This window comes from Acinetobacter sp. A3 (assembly GCF_012371415.1).
Taxonomy (GTDB): Bacteria; Pseudomonadota; Gammaproteobacteria; order Pseudomonadales; family Moraxellaceae; genus Acinetobacter.
This window is the reverse complement of record NZ_JAAZQW010000002.1, coordinates 53,257-75,173: the sequence shown is the minus strand read 5'-3', so window position 1 is coordinate 75,173 and position 21,917 is coordinate 53,257. Positions and strand designations below refer to the sequence as shown.

The window sequence follows — 21,917 nt, the reverse complement described above, 5'->3', positions numbered from 1 at the left end:
ACTCACTTTAAGATTTGCCTATTCAAGACAATAATGAGACATCCTATGTCTAAACTTGCTGCTTTAGATGAGCTGTTAGAACTGTATTATCAATTTAAATATCATAAAAATCCTGTTTTATTTCAACGCTTACAAGATGTGCAAGCATGGCAAAAACAGCGTATGCAGCGTACTCACGCCCAGCAGTTTGCAGAAAAACAGAATGTATTAATGGCAGACTACTTTTTAAACCGTTTATACGGCGGCCCCGATTTTGACGCTTTGGCAGGTCAAATTGCACGACTGCTCAAATATGCACATAAGGCTGAAAAAATCATTCCTGAAAATGCGATTAAAACTGGCACATCTGGTGTGAGTCTAGCCATTCTTGCGGTACAGCTTGATGAACAGGTCGCAGCGCAGTTGCTACAGGACTATCCTGAAAATATGCCCTTAAATGATGAAATGATGCGTTTGACTTATTTAAAGCTCGATCAAGGCGAAGCTCGCTTAAAACAATTAACCATGCTTGATGAGCTGGGTAAAAATCTAGATAAATACATGCGTTCTTTTGTGGTATATACCGCATTTAAAATGTGCAAGGGTGCAGCTCAAAAATACAGTTTTCAAATCATGTATGAATTTATGCAAGATGGTTTCTTAGCCATGAAACCCCTCAAATCTGCAGAAAAGTTTGTGAAACAATTCACAGCCACAGAACGCGAGATTATTGCCAAAGTCCATGCAGGTGACTTACATCCCTTTCAATCGTAGGCATGTTTACTCAGTTGATCTTTAAGCTATCTGTCAGCTCAAGCAGAGGATTGCTTATTCTGTGAAATAGCCAACAATTCCGCGCATGGCTAGCGCACTATTTGATTTTTTCTGTATATTATTCATAACAATTGCATGATGATTACTGTACAAGTGCTTAGAATCTGTCATCATGCATACACTGCAGCCTTAAGCCTTTTTATCTGAGGAGTGACTCCAATGTCGAATGAAAATCAAATGCCTACCGCTACTCCCGAGTCGGCACAACCAACAGACAAAGTGAGTCCATTCTTAACAGAGCCTCTACCACAAGGCGCTCCACAAGGTCAGCAACAATCTTTAGAACAAAAATTAACGGACACCTCTGTGACAGGTGCAGTGCCAAAATATAATTTGCCACGTGGTGCCAATACAGGCAATGTTGGCCCGACCACACACTTTGGTTATCAAACTGTGAGCAGTGAAGATAAAGCTCAAAAAGTCGCAGAAGTCTTCCATTCGGTTGCCAGCAAATACGACATTATGAATGACTTAATGTCATTTGGTATTCACCGTTTATGGAAGCGCTTTGCGATTAATATGTCAGGTGTACGCCGTGGTCAGCGTGTACTGGATATTGCGGGTGGCACAGGTGATTTAGCCAAAGTATTCAGTCGTGAAGTTGGCCCTACAGGTCATGTCGTCCTCTCAGATATTAACGAATCTATGTTAAATGTGGGGCGTGACCGTCTGATTGATGCGGGTTGTACCAATGTCGATTTTGTACTGGCCAATGCCGAAACTTTAGAACCTTTTGAAGACAACAGCTTTGACTTGCTCACGATTTCTTTTGGTTTGCGCAACGTGACCGATAAAGATGCAGCCTTAGCCGCAATGTACCGTGTACTTAAGCCAGGTGGCCGTTTATTAATTCTAGAATTCTCTAAACCCGTCTTTGAGCCATTCTCTAAGCTGTACGACTTATATTCATTCACTGCACTGCCAATCATGGGTAAAATTGTTGCGAACGATTCTGAAAGCTATAAATACTTAGCAGAGTCTATTCGTATGCACCCAGACCAACGCACCTTAAAAGGTATGATGGAACAAGCAGGTTTCCAAAACTGTGACTACCACAATCTTACGGGTGGTATTGTTGCCGTTCACCGTGGTTTTAAACTCTAAGGCGGCGCACAATGTGGTCTATTCTTGCCCTTGGTGCTGTAGAACGACTCATTCACCATATTATTGATTTGGATGCAATTACTCGCATCCAGCTCAACCAACTGCACGGCAAAATGTTACGTGTAGTGCTCGACTCACCACAACTTTCGGTAGATGTGTTTTTTGACGACAATAAAGTCCGTTTAGAACCAACTGTAACAGGTCACAGTGAGCGTGCATCTATTTTTGAACAACGTCCTTTTGATCAAGCCGAAAATATCAGTGCTGCCACGGCAACGCTGCATGTGAAGAATGTGGTGCAATTGCTCAAACTGTTGCTGTCAGATGAAGTGGGCAATATTCCACTGCAAGGTGACTATCATCTGTTGCAAGATATTCAGCGTATTATGCAACAGGCCGAACCAGACTTGGCAGCGCATTTAAGCCCTTGGATTGGCCCTGCATTGGCGCATGAAATTGGTAAAATTCAGCTTGCACCGAAACATTTAAAACGCAGCCTGCACAGCCATTTATTTTTTGCTGAAGATGCCTTAAAAGAAGACAGTGGTCTATTTGCCCCACGCTGGCAAATGGATGACTTGCAACAAGACACTCGCATTTTCCAGCAAAACTTAGACCGCGCTGAAGCTAAAATTCAACAGCTACAGGCGCAGCTTGATGCAATGCCAGAAACGGCTTCTGATACTTCAAACTCCACTCAGCCCTAGGAAATAAGTCTTTATGATTCCGCACGTTTCACGTTTACTCGAACTTTGGCGCATTGCCGCGCACTATAGACTCGACACGTTGTTTCCTGCGGAAGAACTACCAGAAAAGGCTCGACATGCGCTGAGTTTGATTCGCATGCACCCTGCGGCATGGTCAAGTAAAGAGCGTAAAAACCCGCTTAAGCTCAAAGAAGCCCTAGAAGAAATGGGGCCACTGGCTATTAAACTTGGTCAGTTGTTGTCTACTCGTCGTGACCTGATTCCACCTGAAGTTTTACAGCAATTGGTCTTGCTGCAAGACCGTGTCAAACCTTTTGGTTCTGATGTGGCACAAATGCGGATTCAGCAATCACTCAAGGCAGACATCAACACCCTATTTGCCCGTTTTGATGAGCAGCCTTTAGCAGCAGCATCCATTGCACAAGTACATACAGCGGCTTTGCATGATGGCCGTGAAGTGGTGGTGAAAGTCACCCGCCCCGATATTCGCCAGCAAATTTTGCAAGATTTTGAAATTCTGGAATGGCTAGGTGCTGCACTAGAAAAACGCCTAGAAGCTGCACGCGCTTTGCATTTGTCTGAAATTATTCAGGACTATCGTCAAATTATTCTAAATGAACTGGATTTGACCTTAGAAGCAGACAATACTCGCCGCATGCGCCACTACTTTACAGGCTCAAGCATGATGTACGTGCCTGAAGTCTATATGGACAGTAAAGATGTCATGGTGGCAGAGCGCATTACTGGTGTGCCAATTTCCGACACAGCAACCTTTGACCGTTTGGGCATGGATCGTGCCGATTTGGCTGAAAAAGGCCTAACCATTTTCTTTACCCAAGTGTTCCGTGACAACTTTTTCCATGCCGACATGCACCCAGGCAACGTCTTTGTGGAAACCATTAATCCCAACAATCCGCGTTTTATTGCCCTGGATTGTGCCATTATGGGGGAGTTGTCCAAGCATGACCAAATGACTGTGGCGCGCATGCTACTTGCAGTCATGAACAGCAACTTCATGCAGTTGATTCAAGTAGTACATCAGGCAGGTTGGATTCCACCAGGCACAGATCAAGATGCCTTAGCCCGTGAAATGCGCCGTACTGTCGGGCCAATGGTGTCTAAACCAATGCACGAATTGGACTTTGCAGGCATCCTGATTCAAGTCATGGATATTGCACGCCGTTTCCATTTGGAAATTCCACCGCAATTGATGCTGCTACTTAAAACTTTGGTACATGTTGAGGGCTTGGGAACAGACTTATACCCTGAACTGGATATTTGGAAACTGGCAAAACCAATTTTGACCGACTGGATTAAAGCCAATATGAATCCTGTCAAAAATGTCAAAGAAATTGGTCAGCAAATTCCTGACCTGCTGTTGGGTGCGCAAGACTTGCCAAGTTTAATGATTGACAGTTTAAATGGACTTAAAAACCAGTCAGCGTGGCATTCTAAACAATTGCATGAATTACAAAGCATGCGCTTGCAAATGGAACATCAGCAAAAACGCAGTTGGATTTTTGGCAGCATCATGGCCATTTTCCTATCCATTGCAATTATTGCACCGTGGTATGTGTCTATTGTGTTGATTGCCTTAGCAAGCTTTTTGGCGGTTTGGCGCGTAGTCAAATAAAGTTACATTGTTTGATCAGCAGATCATCAATATTTAAAATCCTGCTTTAAAAGCAGGATTTTTTATCCTCTAAATATCAGCATCACCACAAACAGCTCTATGACTGATCAGTCACCAAGTGATGCCTCTCGCCATTGCTGCAAAAATCTCCACGACTACAATTAATGCACATTTGTAGCGTTATAGATTAAGCATGACTCAGATTTTGCATAAACGTGCCCCTGCCCTCAGTATCCGTGCAGGACATTTGGCCCGCCAACTGATTGAACAAGAAGGTTTACACGCCCAACAGGTTGATATTATTCCTGGTGCAGCAGGTGGCCCCAAAGGCATTGGCATACAAGGGCTAGATCAAGCAATTTTTGGTGAGTTTTTTGCCCAATCCCCTAAACGCCGTACTGTTGTCGGTTCTTCCATTGGTAGCTGGCGCTTTGCCAGTATTTTGGCTTGGGGTGCAAAACAAGGTACTGAGCGCCTGTCCGATTTATACACCAACCTATATTTTCATAAAAAAATGTCACGCCAAGAGGTGGCTGATATTTGTCAGAACATGCTGTTTGAACTGATTCAAGGACAGCAACAACAACTGATTAACCACCCTGACTATCACCTGACAGTCATTTCAGTCAAAGCTCAGCATATTTTCCAAAGTGACCAAGCCTTACCTTTGCTCGCTTCTGTGGCAGGAATTATTGGTAGCAATGCCATTGCACGTAAATACAACCGCTTGTTTATGCAACGGGTCATCAGCCAACCTGCGCAAGGGCAACAGTTTATGGTTGAGGATGATTTTGTCACCCATTACCAAGCCCTAAATGAGCAAAATGTCGCACCGTGGCTACTCGCCTCAGCGTCTATTCCAGGGGTGATGTCTGCTATTCGTGACATTCCTGATGCGCCAGTGGGCAGTTATCGGGATGGTGGCTTGATTGACTACCACTTAGATTTGCCATACCAGAGTCAGGGCATCGTGCTGTATCCACACTTTACTGACAGCATCACCCCGGGCTGGTTCGATAAAATGTTGAAAAACCGCAAGGCCAATCCTGAAAATCAGGCACGGACACTTTTACTATCACCTTCGGCAGAATATTTGAGCAGCCTGCCTTTAGGCCGTTTGCCAGATCGTAAAGACTTCACTTTAAAAGGTCTAGATCAAGCGCAGCGAATTCGCTTATGGAAACAGTCCGTAGCGGAAAGCCAACGTTTGGGCGATGAATTCTTGGAAATGGTGGAAAAACAAAACTTCCCGCAGTTTATGCAAACGCTTTGACAGCATAAATCTAGCAAGATAATTTAGGTAAATTGTCCTGAATCACGTACACTATAGGGACGATGCAAAATCGTGCGCTTAGAAAATGGCGTCCATACAATTTAAATTAATTTTGGTGAACAACTCATGAATAACTTGCAATGGCTCGATGAAGTAAAATTTAACGAACAAGGATTAGTGCCTGCCATTGCACAACATCATCAAACAGGACGTGTGTTGATGGTGGCATGGATGAACCGTGAAGCATTGGCACTGACTGCTGAAAAAAATCAGGCCGTATATTTTTCACGTTCACGCAATAAATTGTGGCACAAAGGTGAAGAATCTGGACACTTTCAGACTGTGCATGAAATTCGCCTAGACTGCGATGCCGATGTCATCATTCTACAAATTGAACAGCATGGCGGCATTGCCTGCCACACAGGTCGTGAATCTTGTTTCTATCGCAAACTCACAGCCAACGGCTGGGAAATTGTAGATGCACAACTGAAAGACCCAAATCAAATTTACGGTGAACAAGCCGCCAATGCCCACACGCAGGCCATGAGTCAGTCTAAGGCACAAGCTGAGCAAGTTGAAGTTTTGGCCTATTTAGGGCAAATGATGAGCGAGCGTAAAACCGCCAATCCTGACTCTTCTTATGTAGCAAAGCTGTACCACAAAGGCTTGAACAAAATTTTGGAAAAAGTCGGTGAAGAAACCGTAGAAGCGATTATTGCAGCCAAAGACTTCAACACCGAAGCCAATGCCAACAATAAAAATGACCTAATTTATGAAGTGGCCGATTTATGGTTCCACAGCATTGTGATGTTGGGTTATTTCGACATTGAGCCGCAAGTGGTACTGAATGAATTGGCACGTCGTCAAGGCTTATCTGGCTTAGTTGAAAAAGCCAACCGCAGCCACTAACGCTTAATTAAAACCAACGCTGATCTGTGTCTGTCATTATCAAGCCCAGCCCGACCTATGAGCAAGCCACTGCCATAGACAACGCACGTCTGGGTAAATCCTTTAAAGTGATTGCCTATGCAGGCACAGGTAAAACCACGACCTTACAAATGATCAGTGATGCCATGCCTGAGCGGCGTGGCATGTATTTGGCTTTTAACAAAGCCATTGCCTCTGAAGCACAGAGTAAATTTCACCGTCAGGTCGATTGTCGCACTTTCCACTCGCTTGCTTACCGCAGCGTTCCACGTGGAGTCACCGACAAATTACGTCTGCCACGCTTAAGCCCTAGCTTTATTGCAAAAGAGTACCGTTTAGAGCCAATTACCCTTAGACGGATGATGGGCGGACGTTATGAAAAATATGTGCTGATGCCAAGTCGATTAGCAAGCTTGGTCGCAAATGCAGTCAGTTATTTCTGCTCGACCAGTTCACAATACCCTGCCCCACGGCATTTACAAGCACCTAGTTGGTTGCACCCAGACGACATCGACACTTTACAAAAACATCTTTACCCTGCGGTAGAGCGGCGTTGGCTGGAGTCGATTGACCCCAATCATCAGGCTGGTATTGGGCACGATATTTACCTCAAACTTTGGGCTTTGTCTGAACCGAACATTCCTGCCGATTATGTCCTGTTTGATGAAGCGCAAGATGCTGACCCGCTCATGTTGGGTATTTTACTCAAGCAACGCAATACGCAGGTAATTTATGTGGGCGATGCACACCAGCAAATTTACGCATGGCGTGGTGCAGTCAATGCCATGCAACAACTGCCCTTGCCTGAATCACGCCTGACCACATCTTTCCGTTTTGGTGAAGAAATTGCGCTGACGGCCAATGCCATTTTAGGCGGACTGAATGAAACCGTGCCTTTGCTTGGTAATCCGCAACTACACTCAAAAGTAGTGAACAAGCCACACACCAAAATGCGTGATGCAATTTTATGCCGCACCAATGCCCGTGCTATGGAATTGTTACTGGCAGGTTTGGTGCATGGCGATAAAGTCAGTTTACAGGCTGACCATGTGCGTTTAAACCGTTTTGTTGATGCTGCTGCAATGCTAAAACAAGGCAAACGTGTGACTGATGTGCCTGAACTGGCTTGGTTTAACTCATGGCATGATGTCCATGAATATTGCGAAACCAACGATGGCAGTGACATCAAACCCTTGGTAAAACTAGTGGATGATCACGGAACCGACCCACTCAAACGGGCACTGGCTAAAATTACCCCGATTGACCAAGCTGACTATATTATTTCGACAGCACATAAAGCCAAAGGTCTGGAATGGAATCGGGTACATATTGAAGATGACTACCAGTTTAAGCTGAATGACAAAGAACATAAAATTAGTGATGAAGAGTTAAGATTACTGTACGTGGCCTGCACACGTGCTAAAGTAAGTTTAAATATTCATCATATTTACGATTTGGTACAACAACTGAAAATAAAAATGCCGACATCGTTACGCAAAGCGGTGGGGTAACTGCAGCAGGTGCGCTATGAAAATTACATCGGTTCATTTCAGACACATCACCCATTTTGCTGACTTAAAACTTGAACTGAATTATCACGATCTTCCCATCACCCTTATTTTAGGAGACCAAAGTGCGGGGAAGACTTCGCTATTACGCTTTAGTTATCAGGCACTGACTTGGTTTGCTGCACGTTATAAAGATTTACGCACTGCGGGTTTGGTCATGCAAGATCAAGATATTATGCAAACGCGCTTACAAGCAAAAATTGATGTGTGTGTGGAGATTCCAGCAGAAATTGGCAGCCTAGCAGAATCAAGCAACACACAAATTGAAAATACTCAACACTGTGACTGGCAACTCTATAAAACCCTGAACAGCAATGCTGTTGGGGTGAGCACAGTAGAAACCGCTAAACTGGAAAAAATGGTGCAGCTCTATCAGCATGCTATTCGACATGACCCAATGCAAGGTTTACCGCTGATTGCCTACTACCCTGCGGAACGCTTTGTAAATGAAGTCAATTTACTCAATAAAAATAACCCACTGATTTTACAGCCTGGGCATGCCTACGAAATTGCAGCGATTCCTTTCACCACCTTTAGCCGTTTTTTTGAGTGGTTACGGGAAATTTCTGATATTGAAAATGCCCAAAGTGCGCAATTGCTACACAAGTTGTATCAGCAACAGCAAAGTGAGTTGCCACAGGCACTAAATCAGTCGCTATTACATGCTTACTCACACATGCATGCGCCCAGTTTGCAAGCACTCAAAGATGCCTTACAAATTGTACTGCCTGAAATTGAAGATATTTATCTGCAATATTTGCCAAAGCTACAACTCATGGTGCGTTGTCAGGGCAAAGAATTATTGTATCAACAACTATCGAACAGTCAGCGCAACTGGATTGCATTAGTTGGGGATATTGTACGGCGTTTATGTCTACTCAATCCGAACAGCCTTTATCCGTGTACAGAAGGTGACGGCATTTTATTGATTGATCAGATTGACCATCAACTGGATCAATCACATGCTGCACAAATTTTGATGCGTTTGCATCAAGCTTTCCCACGCTTGCAAATTATTGCCACAGGTAACCGTAGCGAACTTTTAGAACAGGCTGAACGCTTTCAGTGCCTAAAACTGGAACACAAACAATTAAACACTATTCATTGGCAAAGCCTACAGCCACAGTTTGCACAAATTTATGCAGATTTACTGGAAACCAGCGTTTCAGAAGATAACTCGCTACAAGAAATAAAAACTGAAGCACAAATAACCAGTGAAATTTGGCAGCAGATTCAAAACCATTGCAGTCCAGAGCAAAAACAGGAACTGCTACGTCGTTTGCAAAATGAAGATAGCCAAGCAACAACTGATCAGCTACCTGACTCAATCTAAGCTAAAACTCCAGCTTGATGCAGAGCATGACCATTTATTTTGTACAAAATTTAAGGTTAAGCAGAATATTTCAATAAAATTCAGGGCAAGATGCTTTGGGTCTGTACCATCGGGTATATAATGACTTCGCTGTATGCAGAAAAAATTGATGTTGTTTTATTCATGTAATAAAATCAGATTAATTTTAAACTTTTATAGTAAAATCCGATTTTGCTGTAGTTTTTTAAGTTGCGCAATACAACTTTTTTATATTTTGAATCGTGTCTATCGACCTTTTCATACACGGTGAGTGCTGTAAACTAAAATGCAGCAGGTGTGACATCAAATAAGAAAATAGCCTGACTATTTTCTTATTGAACGGATGCATCTAACAGATTTTTAAGCACAGCATTAGCCAAAACCAAGCACAACCCAGTTCGCTGCTTCATACAGCGAAAGATGAGCATATTTTGCTGTCTAAGGTCATGCGGCAAGGCAAAATTGATTTTTGCATAGGCTGTTTCTGACCCATGCTGCAACCAATATGCTGGTCAAAACAATAGACAACGTGTCCACTGGCACGACCAATTGGCTTTCAAGATTGAGTCTTTTGGATGGCATGTTGCTGTCCTGTAATCCTTGAAAGATAAGATTCATCCTTAGGTTTCAAACCTATTCACGACAATGGATATGAGTGTGCTACCGATTATTATATTGTTACCGTTAGTACTAGGCACAACCCTTGTCTCGTGGCTGAAACAGTTTTCGCGCGGGGTAACGGCTTTAGGGGCAATTGGAGTCAGTCTCAGCAGCCTTATTCTGCTACTGACTCAAGCAAAAGCGGTCTTTAATGGCGCAACGATCATTCAAACATGGTCTTGGCTCCCTCAGTTAGGGATTGATTTAAGCTTTCGTCTAGACGCTCTAGGTCTGTTATTTTCTTTGCTAATTACGGGCATCGGTACGCTCATTTTCATCTATGCGTATTATTATTTAAGCCCTCAAAATTCACTCAGTAAGCTGTATGTGCTGCTCATGCTGTTTATGGCTGCCATGCTGGGCATCTCCCTGTCCAATAACCTAATTTTACTGCTGACGTTTTGGGAACTGACCAGTATTTCCTCATTCTTGCTGGTGGGTTACTGGAGCAATTATGAAGCTGCACAACGCGGCTCACGCATGGCACTCACCATTACTGGCATGGGTGGGCTGGCCATGCTCGGTGGTTTCGTGCTGTTAGCACAAATCACAGGCACTTACCAAATTGATCAAATTTTAATGATGACTGAGCAAATTCAGCAGCATCATTTATTTGTACCGACATTATTACTGATTTTATTGGGTGCATTTACCAAAAGTGCGCAATTCCCATTCCATTTCTGGCTTCCGAATGCCATGGCTGCACCGACACCCGTATCGGCCTATCTGCATTCAGCCACAATGGTCAAAGCAGGGATTTTCTTAATTGCACGCCTATTGCCAATTTTTGCTGGGGCAGCGCTGTATCATAATTTGGTCACTTTTATTGGCTTGTTTACCCTATGTATGGCCGCCTTCTTTGCCATTTTCAAAGAAGACTTAAAAGGTTTATTGGCATACTCCACCATCAGCCATTTAGGGCTAATCATGTGTTTGCTCGGCATTGGTTCACCACTGGCAGTGGCAGCAGCAATCTTCCACATCATTAACCATGCCACCTTTAAAGCTGCGCTGTTTATGATTGCGGGAATTATTGACCACGAATCAGGTACCCGCGATTTACGCAAACTCAGTGGTTTGTGGCAATTGCTACCGTTTACCGCCACCTTAACCATGATCACCGCAGCTTCAATGGCAGGTGTACCACTGACCAATGGCTTCTTGTCCAAAGAAATGTTCTTTACCGAACTACTGGCCAATTTGTCAGGCCCTGTCATGCTCATCTCTGCGTTGGTTGCCACACTAGCGGGTATTTTTGCGGTCGCCTATTCTATTCGCCTAGTACATGGCGTGTTCTTTGATGGCCCAATTGGTAAAGATGTACCGAATAAAGATGCACATGAGCCGCCTTTTGGGATGCGTGCACCAGCAACACTCTTGGCGATCTTATGTATTTTAGTCGGTATCTTGCCTGCATTATTGGTCGAACACATAGTCAATAGCACCACACGTGCCAGTACCCAACTGCTCAACTTTGAAGGTGCACATTTAGCCATTTGGCATGGTTTTAATGTACCCCTATTAATGAGTGCGATTGCTCTGCTAGGCGGGATCATCTTCTATTTCTCGCTCGCCAAAGGTGGAAAAATCCGTGAAATTGACCTCGACCCACACTTGGGGCAATTCCAAGGCAAACTGCTGTTTGAATCATTTTTAAAGCACCTGCTACAAGTTTCACGCAAAATCAAACGTAAAACTGAAAATGGTTCACTACAAAGCTATTTGGTGTGGATTATTGTGTTTACCGTGTTTATAGTCGCCACACCTTTGTTGAATCAAGGGTTAAGCACAGGTACACGTGAACTGACCCATGCGCCACTGATTGCTATAGTCTTGTGGTTATTGCTGTTCTCTGCATGTTGGATGATGCTGTGGTTCCACCATGAACGCATCAAGGCTGTCTTAATCAGCGGTGCGGTTGGTTTAGTCGTAACCATGATTTTTGTGGGGCTTTCTGCACCTGATTTGGCACAAACTCAAATCACGGTGGATGTCGTCACCACTGTTTTATTGTTAATGAGCCTATCCCTACTCCCACAATTAACCCCGTATGAGTCAAGCAGTTCACGTCGCTGGCGAGATGCCTTAATTGCGATTGGTGGCGGGATTGGCATTGGCTGGATTGCATGGTTGGTGATGACCCGTGACCATAACTCAATTTCATGGTTCTTCAACCAGCAGTCCATTCCTTTGGGTGGCGGTACCAACGTGGTTAACGTAATTTTGGTCGACTTCCGTGGTTTCGATACCTTTGGTGAAATTACCGTATTGGGCATTGCCGCAATTGGCACACTATGCCTCATGGATGGCATGCGTACACACGGCACCATTATGACCCAAGGCCTGACCTACCGCTTTAACCCATCTCCATTGATGTTGCGTATTACCGCTTCGTGGATTTTACCAATCGCATTGGTGGTGAGTCTGTATATTTTCTTGCGTGGTCACAACTTACCGGGTGGCGGCTTTATTGCAGGTTTAATTACCGCTATGGCTTTAATCATCCAATACATTGCGCTAGGGCAAGATCAAACCGAACAAATGCTAAAAGCCAAATCTGGACGTTTATACGAAATCTGGATTGGCATCGGTTTAAGTGTTGCTGGGCTGACTGGGCTTGCTGCATGGTTCTGGGGACGTCCATTCTTGACCAGTGCACATATTTATGTGAATCCACCGCTGATTGGTGAATTACATCTGGCTTCTGCGGCCTTGTTTGATGTTGGGGTTTATCTGACTGTGGTCGGCGCAGTGATGCTGATGATTTCCGTCTTGGGCGACTCACGTCACTCTGGCATGTCTGGCCCACTTCCAAAGGAGTAATGCAATGATTAGTCTTGAAATTTTAATTGCGTCTGCCATTGGAATGTTAGTCGCGACAGGTATTTATTTAATTTTACGTGCCCGTACCTTTCCTGTGGTACTGGGCTTGGCCATGATTGGCTATGCGGTCAATATCTTCTTATTCAGTATGGGACGTATTCAATTAAATGCGCCTGCTATTTTGACCGAAGCCAGTAAAACCAGTGACCCACTCCCACAAGCTTTGGTTTTAACAGCCATTGTCATTGGTTTTGCTACCACTGCCTTTATTGTGCAATTGGCACTGCGCAGTCGCTATGAAACCGGTAGTGACCATGTCGATGCCAAAGAAGAACACCCGCTGCTAGATCCACGTGAGGATGAGCCATAATGACTGATTTCCTCCAATTTTGGACCCAGCACTCGCCTATTTTTAGCATTCTAATTCCAACCTTTACCGCATTTATTTTAGTGCTGTTGGGTAACCCGGGGTTTGGTTCACTCGCACGTGACTGGCGTCAGCCGTGGCGTCGTGGTATCAGCTATCTTTCGGCTACACTTGGTTTAATCACTGCCATCAGCTACCTGATTCAAGTCAGTAGCGGACAAATTATTATTTATAATTTGAGTGAATGGGCAGCACCGTTTGGCATTATTTTAGTGCTGGATCAATTGTCGGCTTTAATGCTAGTCCTGACGTATGCCCTAGCCTTGCCATTGCTGTGGTTCTCCAGCAAAAAATGGGATGAACGTGGTCGCTATTTCCACACCATGGTGCATTTCCTGCTCATGGGCCTCTGTGGTGCCTTCCTCACAGGTGACTTATTCAACCTGTTCGTTTTCTTTGAAGTGTTATTGCTAGCCTCTTATGTCCTGTTATTACACGGACAAGGTAAAGCACGTTTTCAGCTCGGGATTCACTACGTCACCATCAACCTGCTGGCATCTGCCCTATTCCTGATTGGTTTAGGCATGATTTACGGCAGTGTGGGCAGCCTGAATATGGCTGATGTTGCTCGTCTCATCCCGCTGTTAGATGCCGATGCTCACAAAATTGCCGTTGCAGGTGGGTTACTGTTATTTGTAGTGTTTGGTATTAAAGCCGCCATGTTGCCTGTAGGTTTCTGGTTACCTAAAACCTATGCCGTGGCTACGACCCCTGTAGCAGCTTTGTTCACCATCATGACCAAAGTCGGTGTTTATGCGATTTTACGGGTCAACGGTACTGTATTTGATGATGCGCTCAGCCATAAAATTCTACAAAACTGGCTGCTGCCAATTGGTCTCATTACCTCTCTCTATGGGGTCATTGGCGCCATTGGTGCAGAACGTCTGCGCCGTTTTGTTGGTTTTATGGTGCTGTCTTCAATTGGCACCATTTTGATTGCCATTTCCATGATGAACACGCAGGCTTGGTCTGCCGCACTGTATTATTTGGTACACAGTACGCTCATTGCTGCTGCGTTCTATCTGCTCTGCGGTTGGATTACTTCACAACGTGGACAATTCAAAGATCATTTCACCATCGCACCACAAATGAAACAGCATAAAGTGGTTGCATTAGCATACTTTATCATTGCTTTAATGATGGCAGGCTTACCACCGTTTAGCGGCTTTTTGGGTAAAGTCTTTATCTTACAAGCCACGGCCAATGTCCCTTATCAAGGCTGGATTATTGGCATCATTTTATTGGTCAGTTTGCTGAGTATTATTGCCTTTACTCGTGTTGGTTTTATTCTGTTCTGGCGTGCAACCAAACCTGAAGATGACATTCAAGCTGAAGCTTACCATGAGTACCAAGCACTGCCTGCTATTGCACCACCACGTAATGACCGTGTGATTTACTTTTTATTGGCAGGCTTGATGCTGTATGTAGTATTTGCCAGCCCAATTCAGCACTATATGGCCAGTACAGCCCAGCAAATTCAGAATAATGCGGCCTATGAAGCCATTATTTTGAAAAAAGACCGTGCGGGTAATGTGATTAGCGTACAGCCTTATGACCCGCTATATTTACCTGAAACCAAATATGGTGGAGAAAGTCTGGATGCTAATGCACACTTAATTCCATACGTGATTCACCCGAACACTTTGGAAGGTGAACATATTTCTGACTATAAGCAACGTCAGATTCAACAGCAAAATCGACAGGAAGCACAGCAACCTAGCGATACTCAACTCAAACCTGCGGAGCCTTAAACATGCAAAAAACGAGACAAAAAACTTCGTTTTGGGACAGGTTGCTCCCCCACCCCTTTGTTTCAGTGTTGGTCGCACTGAGCTGGCTAATGTTGGCGCATAGTATCTCTGCAGGCAATTTGTTGATGGCTTTGGTTTTAGCTTTACTAATTCCAAAATTGATTCAGCCTTTTATTGCTCGCACGCCCGATATCAAATGGACTGCAGCCATTCACCTATTTTTTGTGGTGCTCTGGGACATTATTATTTCCAATGTACGTGTCGCAAAACTGGTACTTGGCCCGACAGACCGAATGCAGCCAAAATGGTTCCGTGTTCCATTGGAAACGCAACATGAGCAAGTCAACAGTATTCTGGCAATGATCATCACCACGACTCCTGGTACTGTTACCGCAGGTATCGATCAAGATCGTGGTGATATTTTGGTACATGCCCTGAGCACTGAAGATGAAAACGTGGATATTCAGGACATTAAAAACCGTTATGAAAAGCCATTAATTGAAATTTTTGGTGCACAAACAGGAGAGAAGGTATGAGCATCCTACCCTATGCCCTTGGGATTTGTATGATTGCGATCACCATCTCAATGTTAATGTGCTTGTTCCGCCTGATTCTTGGCCCTTCAATAGTAGACCGCCTGTTGGCTTTAGATACCTTATTTTTAAACGCAACCTGCTTGGTGGTGGTATTGGGCATTTATTGGAGCAGTACCTCATTATTTGAAGGTGCTTTATTGGTGGCGATGTTGGGCTTTGTATCAACAGCTGCTCTAGCGCGCTACTTTACCAGTGGCCACGTGATTGATTAAGGAGACTACACATGCAATTACTCATGGAAATTTCGGTGTCATTCTTTTTAATTATTGGGGCGTTTTTTATGCTGGTTGGCGGCATTGGTATGGTGCGTCTGCCTGACTTATTCATGCGCTTACATGCACCAACCAAGTCAAGTACTTTAGGATTAGGGAGCTTTTTAATTGCTGCAATTATTTATGCAGCATTTGAAGGTCGCTTTGGTTTTGCTGAAGTATTGATTACCTTGTTTGCGTTTATTACTGCGCCTGTTTCAGCCAATTTAATGGCGCAAGCGGCACTGCATTTACGCTTACGTTCAATGAGTGGTAATGTACCTGAAACCTTAGAGCGTCCGTTGCCATGGCAGCGTCAACGTCGCAACTTGCGTCGTTATGAAAAAAAGTCTAATGATGATTTAATGTAATACTGAACTTTCATTATTTTCTAACCATAAAAAATGCCACCCTAAGGTGGCATTTTATTTAGAATTTCTCGATTCGATTATTCATCATCTTGCTTAGGTTCTGCAGGCGGCAAATCTTTGACTGCTTCTGCAATTAAACCAAACATATAGTTACCATAAGCATTGGTTTTGTCGTAGTGGAAACGCAAACGCGGGGTAATGCGTGTTTTAATACGACGGCTCAGCTCATGGCGCAAGAAACCTGATGCCTTGTTTAATACATCTAATGTTTCTTTGTTTGCCGCTTCGCTTTGCTCATCGCCTAATTCACGTCCCATTACGGTTACGTACACTTCGGCATATCCTAAGTCTGGGCTCACCTTCACCGCAGAGATGGTCACCAGACCACCTAAGCGTGGATCTTTCAGCTCTTGGCGAATCAATTCAGACAGCTCACGCTGTACTGAATCGGCCATACGCTTCAGACGTTGACTACCCGCCATTAAAGACTCCGTTTGATCAATTGAACATCGTACACTTCAATCTTGTCGAGTGCTTTGATGTCTTTATAGCCTTTAACTGCAAGACCACATTCCATACCAGCGCGAACTTCTTCCACCACGTCTTTATAGCGACGAAGTGATTCAAGCTCACCTTGGAATACCACCACGTCATCACGTAAAACGCGAATCGGTTTGTTACGGTGAAGTACGCCTTCCAGTACCATACAACCTGCTGCTGCACCGAATTTACTTGAGTGGAACACTTCACGTACTTCAGCAACACCCAGAATCGTTTCACGGTGTTCTGGTGCAAGCTTACCGCTCATCGCATCTTTCACATCATCAATTAATTGATAGATGATTGAGTAGTAACGAATGTCGATACCATCTGCATCTGCTTTTTGACGTGCAGTATTGTCCGCACGTACGTTAAAGCCAAGTAATACCGCTTCAGAAGATTCTGCCAATGTCACGTCAGATTCAGTGATTGCCCCTACACCTGAACCAATCACACGAACACGTACTTCATCGGTAGACAATTCGCCTAACGCTACGATCAAGGCTTCTAAAGTACCACGTACATCTGTTTTCAATACCACATTGACAAATGGTACGTCTTTTTTGCCCATTGATGCCATGATGTTTTCAAGACGCATTGCGCTTTGACGTTCAAGACGTTTTTGACGCTCACGATCCATACGTGCATCTGCAACTTCACGGGCTTTCTTCTCGTCATTCACAACAAGAACTTCGTCACCCGCCATTGGCGCTTCAGGTAGACCTAAAATTTCGACTGGAATTGAAGGACCTGCAGATTTAATACGCTTACCATTTTCATCCGTCATGGCACGTACACGGCCATAAGATGAACCTGCAAGTACTAAGTCACCTACATTCAAGGTACCGTTTTGTACCAGAATAGAAGTTACTGCACCACGACCTTTGTCTACACGTGCTTCAATTACCACACCTTGCGCTGCACCTTCTTCAGATGCTTTCAATTCCATCATTTCTGCTTGAATTGAAATTAAGTCAAGAAGTTCATCAATCCCTTGACCTGAATGCGCAGAAACCATGGCAACTGGTACATCACCGCCCCATTGCTCAGGTACGATTTCTTTGGTAGTCAATTCATTCAATACGCGATCTGGATCAGCCGACTCTTTGTCCATTTTGTTAATGGCCACAATAATTGGCGTACCTGCTGCGCGTGCATGATCAATCGCTTCTGCTGTTTGTGGCATTACACCATCATCAGCTGCAACAACCAATACCACGATGTCAGTTGCTTTCGCACCACGTGAACGCATCGCTGTAAATGCTGCGTGTCCTGGTGTATCTAAGAAGGTAATAATACCTTTGTCTGTTTGTACGTGGTAAGCACCAATATGCTGGGTAATACCGCCGGCTTCGCCTGCTGCCACTTTGGCACGACGAATACGGTCAAGTAGCGATGTCTTACCATGGTCAACGTGACCCATAATTGTTACAACAGGTGGACGAGTCGTTTGAACACCACGTGCCTCTTCTGCTGCTTCAAGTAAGTTATCTTCGGCTTGAGTATCTGAAACCAATACTGGGTTATGGCCCATTTCTTCAACTACAAGTGCCGCGACTTCCTGCTCAATCGCTTGGTTTTGCGTTACAAGTTCACCCATTTTCATAAGTGACTTAATTACTTCACGCACCTTAATGGCCATTTTTGCTGCAAGATCAGCGACAACAATGGTTGCACCAATTTCAACATCATAAACTTGTTTTTTAACTGGTTTTTCAAAGCCGTGCTTATTCGCTTGACTAGTTTTTAAACCACGTTTATGCGGGTTTTGGCTAAACGATTGCTCTTCTTGACCACGACGACCACCTTTTTTCGGTGAACGTGTATTGGTAGTATTGGTACCACGTTTGATTTCGCGGTCTTCTTTCGCGAATGAATCTTCATACGCTTGACCAACCAAACCAGCGGCCAATGGAGAATCATCTACCACGCGAATAGTTGCAGTAGCATCTTCATTTGAATATTTAGATGCCATCTGACGCATTTGTTCAAGCGTACGTTGCTGCGCTTCTTCAGCTGCCTTACGACGTGCTGCTTCTTCAGTCGCTTTCAACTGTGCCGCTTGTGCTTCACGCGCTTTCTTCTGTTCAGGTGTTTCAGTCACCTTCACCGCTTGCTTCACAATTGGCTTGTTGGTTGACTTACGTTTTACCACAACCGCAGCTTTAGCCACTTCTTGCTTCGCTGTTTCTTGTTTTGCTGCTGCACGCATTGCATCTAAAGCTTGTTTTGCTTTTGCTGCACCTGCTTGCGGCGCATCAGCTTTTGCTTGTACTTTTGCAGTCGCTTGTGATTGCTGTTCCGCACGAGCTTTTTCAGCTGCTTCAGCCTGTGCTTTTGCCAGTGCTTCCGCTTTAATTTGTTCAGGGTCTGGCTTTACAAATGTATGTTTCTTACGAACTTCTACATTAATCGTTTTCGCCTTGCCCGAAGTACTTGCCACTTTAGCCGTACTGGTGGTTTTACGTTTCAACGTGATTTGTCCTGCATTACCCTCTTGACCGTGAACCTTTTTCAAGTGGTTCACTAGGGTATTTTGTTGTTCAGTGGAAATAATATCGTCAGCCTTACGCTGTGGTAAACCTGCGTCACGAACCTGTTCCAGGAGCTTCTCAACTGGACGACCTACACTGAGCGCTAACTCTTTAATCGACTTGTCCGTCATACATTACCTCCTAGTTAAACCATGATTCGCGCGCTTTCATAATCAATTGACCCGCTTTATCTGAACCTAAACCTTCAATATCTTCGATATCGTCAGTTGCTTGGTCAGCTAAATCATCAACTGTGATGACACCACGAGCGGCAAGCGCATAAGCGATCTCTTGTGTCATGCCTTCCATTGCCAGAAGTTCGTCACTCGGATCTTGAATATTTTCTTGCTGTTGCAATGCATCTGCCAATGCCACTTCTTTGGCACGGCTTTGTAGCATTTCAACGATTTCTTCATCTAAATCAATTTCGTCAAATGTTTCCGCAGGAACATACGCAATTTCTTCTAATGAAGTGAAGCCCATTTCAACCAAAGCCATTGCCAAGTCTTCAGCAATGTCTAAACGTGAAACAAATAAATCTAAGTACTGTTGTGCTTCGTTTTGCTGACGTGCGTGATACTCTTCTTCAAGCATCATATTCAGCTTATAACCTGTAAGTTCAGACGCTAAACGTACGTTTTGACCTTGTGAACCAATTGCACGTGCCAACTGATCACTGGTTGCAAAAATAATGTCTGCAGTACGTTCTTCTTCATCAATCACAATACCCGATACATCGGCAGGCTCTAAAGCGCTGGCAATATATTGAGCTGGATCATCAGACCATACCACGACGTCAATACGCTCACCATTCAACTCTTGTTGTACTGCTTGGATACGTGTACCACGCATACCAATACATGCACCTACAGGGTCAATACGATGGTCGTTGGTTTTTACGGCAATTTTTGCACGTACACCCGGCTGACGCGCTGCTGCTTTAATTTCGATGATTTCTTCAGAAATTTCTGGAATTTCTTTCTTCATCAAAGCAATCAGCATTTCAGGCTTAGCACGTGACAACAATAATTGTGCACCACGACCTTCACGGTTTACGTTGTACAAAATTGCATTCACACGTTGCTTAGGACGCAAAATTTCTTTGGCAATCATTTCTTCACGTGCCAAATACGCTTCTGCGTTATCGCCTAAATCAATAATAAAACCATCTTTAGTTTGCTTTTTCACTTCACCGTAAATCAGCTCGCCTACTTTGGCTTCATAAGCATCTGCAACCAATGCGCGTTCTGCTTCACGAATTTTTTGCACAATCACTTGTTTAGCGATTTGTGCTGCAATACGACCGAAGTCAATCGACTCAACTTCAAGTTCGCGAATATCGCCAATTGACCATTGTGCAGGGTCTAGATCAGAAATCGCATCTTGGCATGCAGGCATTTCATGATCTTCATCTGCCACAACTTCCCATTGACGGAAAGTGCGGTAGTCACCTGTTTTACGATCAATTTCCACACGCAAACGTGCTTCTTCTGAGTTTGTGCCTTCGTAGAATTTCTTTTTCGTCGCAGCAACAAGAGCCTGTTCAAGCGCCTCAAAAATTGCCTCACGACTTACACCTTTTTCGTTACTAACCGTTTCAACGACGGTAAGAATTTCACGTGCCATAAGTCACCTATTCGTTCAGATTCTTATTAATTTGATTAATCTTGGTAGATCAGGTTTGCTTTATCAATATTGTGACTGTCAATCTCCAATACTTGCTGCTTTTCAACTTCAACCTGAATGGTTTCATTTTCTAGATCTACCGCAACCAATTTCGCTTGAAATTTACGACGGTTATCTACAGCACTGATCAAACGTAACGCGACAGTTTGCCCAATATAAGCAGGCAACTGCTCAAGTTGAAAAAACGGACGATCCCAACCAGGAGAGGACACTTCAAGTGCATATTCACCTGAAATTGGATCATGCACATCCAACATTGCGCCGACTTGCTGAGTCACACGCACGCAGTCTTGCACACCAATACCACGGCCTTGCTCTAACTCACCATCTTCATTTAAGACAGGTTCAGCATTTTCATCGACCGCTTTGTCGATATAAATACGCAATAAAGAACGCTTACCTTGTGGAATAAATTCGATTCCCCAAAGATCCACATCACATGCTTGCACTGCTGGCGCAATTAAGTCCTGAAGTGCTTGAGTTTTATTTGATAGCTTCATTTACTCTCGTCATTCTGCTGCGGTTCAATGGTCTTATTTGACCACTACACATTCATACAAACTATAGTAGTAGTGAAACATGACACTTTGACTTTAGGCCGCGCACGGCTTGTATCGACACTACACGATAGCCAATAAAAAAGGGCGTAATCGCCCCTATTCTTACACAGCAAAACCAATGTCCACTGTGCAAAAAGGCCCACCTTGTTGTGAGCCTCTTAAGAAATTTGGTAATGAAAACTGGGTCTGAACCAAGTATCTTCGCTAGTAATTTAAAGTCATGCTTGAGTAGCGACTTATCAATAAACAGCGTTACCATACTTTCAAAAATGGTAGCGGGAGCTGGATTTGAACCAACGACCTTCGGGTTATGAGCCCGACGAGCTACCAGACTGCTCCATC

Annotated in this window: 18 protein-coding genes; 14 read left to right on the top strand and 4 right to left on the bottom strand. The window is 44.1% G+C overall.

From position 1 onward, the window contains the following. Nucleotides 1–45: 45 nt before the first annotated feature. The 14 genes from HHA42_RS01545 (at nt 46) to HHA42_RS01480 (ending at nt 16,255) form a co-directional block, all read left to right on the top strand. Nucleotides 46–753 carry a hypothetical protein gene (locus HHA42_RS01545; protein ID WP_168525207.1) on the top strand — a complete coding sequence of 236 codons (708 nt, stop codon included), beginning with the start codon at nt 46–48 and terminating at the stop codon, nt 751–753. A gap of 219 nt (nt 754–972) precedes the next feature. After that, nucleotides 973–1,917: a bifunctional demethylmenaquinone methyltransferase/2-methoxy-6-polyprenyl-1,4-benzoquinol methylase UbiE gene (gene ubiE / locus HHA42_RS01540; protein WP_168460407.1), complete on the top strand. Its 945-nt coding sequence runs from the start codon at nt 973–975 to the stop codon at nt 1,915–1,917. An 11-nt stretch (nt 1,918–1,928) separates the two neighbouring features. Beyond that, nucleotides 1,929–2,624 (top strand): hypothetical protein, encoded by a 696-nt coding sequence (locus tag HHA42_RS01535; RefSeq protein WP_168460408.1) that lies wholly within the window; start codon nt 1,929–1,931, stop codon nt 2,622–2,624. Between the two features lie 13 nt (nt 2,625–2,637). Beyond that, the gene (locus tag HHA42_RS01530; RefSeq protein ID WP_168460409.1) at nt 2,638–4,257 is read left to right on the top strand and encodes an AarF/UbiB family protein; all 1,620 of its coding nucleotides are present in this window, start codon (nt 2,638–2,640) and stop codon (nt 4,255–4,257) included. 193 nt (nt 4,258–4,450) lie between these two features. Continuing rightward, nucleotides 4,451–5,530, top strand: a complete 1,080-nt coding sequence (locus tag HHA42_RS01525; RefSeq protein WP_168525205.1) for a patatin-like phospholipase family protein — start codon at nt 4,451–4,453, stop codon at nt 5,528–5,530. A gap of 126 nt (nt 5,531–5,656) precedes the next feature. After that, nucleotides 5,657–6,439 carry a bifunctional phosphoribosyl-AMP cyclohydrolase/phosphoribosyl-ATP diphosphatase HisIE gene (hisIE, locus tag HHA42_RS01520; protein WP_168525203.1) on the top strand — a complete coding sequence of 261 codons (783 nt, stop codon included), beginning with the start codon at nt 5,657–5,659 and terminating at the stop codon, nt 6,437–6,439. Nucleotides 6,440–6,465: 26 nt separating this feature from the next. Beyond that, nucleotides 6,466–7,968, top strand: a complete 1,503-nt coding sequence (locus HHA42_RS01515; RefSeq protein WP_168460411.1) for a UvrD-helicase domain-containing protein — start codon at nt 6,466–6,468, stop codon at nt 7,966–7,968. Between the two features lie 16 nt (nt 7,969–7,984). After that, a complete protein-coding gene (locus HHA42_RS01510; RefSeq protein ID WP_168525201.1) occupies nt 7,985–9,358 on the top strand; it encodes an AAA family ATPase in 1,374 nt (457 codons plus the stop codon). Nucleotides 9,359–10,021: 663 nt separating this feature from the next. After that, a complete protein-coding gene (locus tag HHA42_RS01505; RefSeq protein ID WP_168525199.1) occupies nt 10,022–12,859 on the top strand; it encodes a monovalent cation/H+ antiporter subunit A in 2,838 nt (945 codons plus the stop codon). A 4-nt stretch (nt 12,860–12,863) separates the two neighbouring features. Next, the gene (locus HHA42_RS01500; protein ID WP_168417573.1) at nt 12,864–13,229 is read left to right on the top strand and encodes a Na+/H+ antiporter subunit C; all 366 of its coding nucleotides are present in this window, start codon (nt 12,864–12,866) and stop codon (nt 13,227–13,229) included. Further along, nucleotides 13,229–15,037 (top strand): monovalent cation/H+ antiporter subunit D, encoded by a 1,809-nt coding sequence (locus tag HHA42_RS01495; RefSeq protein WP_168525197.1) that lies wholly within the window; start codon nt 13,229–13,231, stop codon nt 15,035–15,037. Before HHA42_RS01500 ends, HHA42_RS01495 begins: the two co-directional genes overlap by 1 nt. A gap of 2 nt (nt 15,038–15,039) precedes the next feature. Continuing rightward, the gene (locus tag HHA42_RS01490) at nt 15,040–15,573 is read left to right on the top strand and encodes a Na+/H+ antiporter subunit E (RefSeq protein ID WP_168525195.1); all 534 of its coding nucleotides are present in this window, start codon (nt 15,040–15,042) and stop codon (nt 15,571–15,573) included. Then, on the top strand, nt 15,570–15,845 hold the full coding sequence (locus HHA42_RS01485) for a monovalent cation/H+ antiporter subunit F (protein WP_104852958.1): 276 nt from the start codon (nt 15,570–15,572) through the stop codon (nt 15,843–15,845). Before HHA42_RS01490 ends, HHA42_RS01485 begins: the two co-directional genes overlap by 4 nt. 11 nt (nt 15,846–15,856) lie before the next feature. Then, a complete protein-coding gene (locus tag HHA42_RS01480) occupies nt 15,857–16,255 on the top strand; it encodes a Na+/H+ antiporter subunit G (RefSeq protein ID WP_168417576.1) in 399 nt (132 codons plus the stop codon). Between the two features lie 77 nt (nt 16,256–16,332). On the opposite strand, the gene HHA42_RS01475 is transcribed toward HHA42_RS01480, so the two are convergent. From HHA42_RS01475 to rimP, 4 genes are read right to left on the bottom strand one after another with little or no spacing between them, the layout of a single operon-like run. Further along, nucleotides 16,333–16,737 (bottom strand): ribosome-binding factor A, encoded by a 405-nt coding sequence (locus HHA42_RS01475; RefSeq protein WP_168417577.1) that lies wholly within the window; start codon nt 16,735–16,737, stop codon nt 16,333–16,335. Continuing rightward, the gene (infB, locus tag HHA42_RS01470; protein ID WP_168417578.1) at nt 16,737–19,460 is read right to left on the bottom strand and encodes a translation initiation factor IF-2; all 2,724 of its coding nucleotides are present in this window, start codon (nt 19,458–19,460) and stop codon (nt 16,737–16,739) included. Before infB ends, HHA42_RS01475 begins: the two co-directional genes overlap by 1 nt. Before the next feature lie 10 nt (nt 19,461–19,470). Next, the gene (gene nusA, locus HHA42_RS01465) at nt 19,471–20,955 is read right to left on the bottom strand and encodes a transcription termination factor NusA (protein WP_168417579.1); all 1,485 of its coding nucleotides are present in this window, start codon (nt 20,953–20,955) and stop codon (nt 19,471–19,473) included. 35 nt (nt 20,956–20,990) lie between these two features. Beyond that, a complete protein-coding gene (gene rimP, locus HHA42_RS01460) occupies nt 20,991–21,515 on the bottom strand; it encodes a ribosome maturation factor RimP (RefSeq protein WP_168460415.1) in 525 nt (174 codons plus the stop codon). Nucleotides 21,516–21,917 lie beyond the last annotated feature (402 nt).

Bases quoted from the DNA above. Each gene is read 5' to 3' on its own strand.
- HHA42_RS01545 (WP_168525207.1), top strand. From the start codon at position 46: ATGTCTAAACTTGCTGCTTTAGATGAGCTGTTAGAACTGTATTATCAA.
- ubiE (WP_168460407.1), top strand. From the start codon at position 973: ATGTCGAATGAAAATCAAATGCCTACCGCTACTCCCGAGTCGGCACAA.
- HHA42_RS01535 (WP_168460408.1), top strand. From the start codon at position 1,929: ATGTGGTCTATTCTTGCCCTTGGTGCTGTAGAACGACTCATTCACCAT.
- HHA42_RS01530 (WP_168460409.1), top strand. From the start codon at position 2,638: ATGATTCCGCACGTTTCACGTTTACTCGAACTTTGGCGCATTGCCGCG.
- HHA42_RS01525 (WP_168525205.1), top strand. From the start codon at position 4,451: ATGACTCAGATTTTGCATAAACGTGCCCCTGCCCTCAGTATCCGTGCA.
- hisIE (WP_168525203.1), top strand. From the start codon at position 5,657: ATGAATAACTTGCAATGGCTCGATGAAGTAAAATTTAACGAACAAGGA.
- HHA42_RS01510 (WP_168525201.1), top strand. From the start codon at position 7,985: ATGAAAATTACATCGGTTCATTTCAGACACATCACCCATTTTGCTGAC.
- HHA42_RS01505 (WP_168525199.1), top strand. From the start codon at position 10,022: ATGGATATGAGTGTGCTACCGATTATTATATTGTTACCGTTAGTACTA.
- HHA42_RS01500 (WP_168417573.1), top strand. From the start codon at position 12,864: ATGATTAGTCTTGAAATTTTAATTGCGTCTGCCATTGGAATGTTAGTC.
- HHA42_RS01495 (WP_168525197.1), top strand. From the start codon at position 13,229: ATGACTGATTTCCTCCAATTTTGGACCCAGCACTCGCCTATTTTTAGC.
- HHA42_RS01490 (WP_168525195.1), top strand. From the start codon at position 15,040: ATGCAAAAAACGAGACAAAAAACTTCGTTTTGGGACAGGTTGCTCCCC.
- HHA42_RS01485 (WP_104852958.1), top strand. From the start codon at position 15,570: ATGAGCATCCTACCCTATGCCCTTGGGATTTGTATGATTGCGATCACC.
- HHA42_RS01480 (WP_168417576.1), top strand. From the start codon at position 15,857: ATGCAATTACTCATGGAAATTTCGGTGTCATTCTTTTTAATTATTGGG.
- HHA42_RS01475 (WP_168417577.1), bottom strand. From the start codon at position 16,737: ATGGCGGGTAGTCAACGTCTGAAGCGTATGGCCGATTCAGTACAGCGT.
- infB (WP_168417578.1), bottom strand. From the start codon at position 19,460: ATGACGGACAAGTCGATTAAAGAGTTAGCGCTCAGTGTAGGTCGTCCA.
- nusA (WP_168417579.1), bottom strand. From the start codon at position 20,955: ATGGCACGTGAAATTCTTACCGTCGTTGAAACGGTTAGTAACGAAAAA.
- rimP (WP_168460415.1), bottom strand. From the start codon at position 21,515: ATGAAGCTATCAAATAAAACTCAAGCACTTCAGGACTTAATTGCGCCA.